Raw genomic sequence first — 626 nt, forward strand, 5'->3', positions numbered from 1 at the left:
GCGGAACGCACGTCCAGCACCACGACGTCGGTGCCGGTATCGATCCAGTCCTTGAGCTCTTCGGGGCTGGTGGCCTGGGGGATGGTGTTCATGGGGGTGTGGGCCTTTCTGCCGGGCATGGCGCCCGGCCGGTCCCACATCCGGAAAGGGGGATGCGGGACCGGGAATACGTAGAATTTATTGTTGAGGGATGGGCAGTGGAGAACCTAGGCGTTCTGCATTTGCTTCCAGTCGGCCCATCCGGCGTAGCTGCCCTCGAGTTCAACGACGTCGAACCCGGCCCGGCGCAGGGCGGAGGCGGCCACGGAGTTGCGCACCCCGGACTGGCAGAAGCTCACGATCACGCCGTCGGACGGAAGCTTGTCGGTGTTCCAGAGCACCCGTCCGGCGTTGAGCTGTTCGGAGCCGGGCACGTGTCCGGCAGTGTGCTCGGTCTTGTTGCGCACATCCAAGACCATGGCCGCATCGAACCCTGCCAGGTCGGCCGGGGAGATCGTGCGGGGCACGTAGACCGGCAGGCCGTCCAGGGAAGTGATGTATCCGGCGACGCGGTCGATGCCCACGCGGATGAGGTGGTCCCACATCTCGGTGGCCGTTTCGCTGTTGGGAGCCAAGAGCACCAGCGG

At 65.8% G+C, this 626-nt stretch carries 1 protein-coding gene; it reads right to left on the reverse strand.

Going from position 1 to position 626, the window contains the following annotated elements; translation table 11 throughout:
* Positions 1-206: 206 nt before the first annotated feature.
* On the reverse strand, positions 207-626 hold a 420-nt coding region (locus OIU93_RS20555; RefSeq protein WP_264271892.1), incomplete at its 5' end, for a rhodanese-like domain-containing protein.

Origin of the sequence: Paeniglutamicibacter sp. ZC-3 (assembly GCF_025847175.2) — a bacterium.
Lineage (GTDB): Bacteria > Actinomycetota > Actinomycetes > Actinomycetales > Micrococcaceae > Paeniglutamicibacter > Paeniglutamicibacter sulfureus.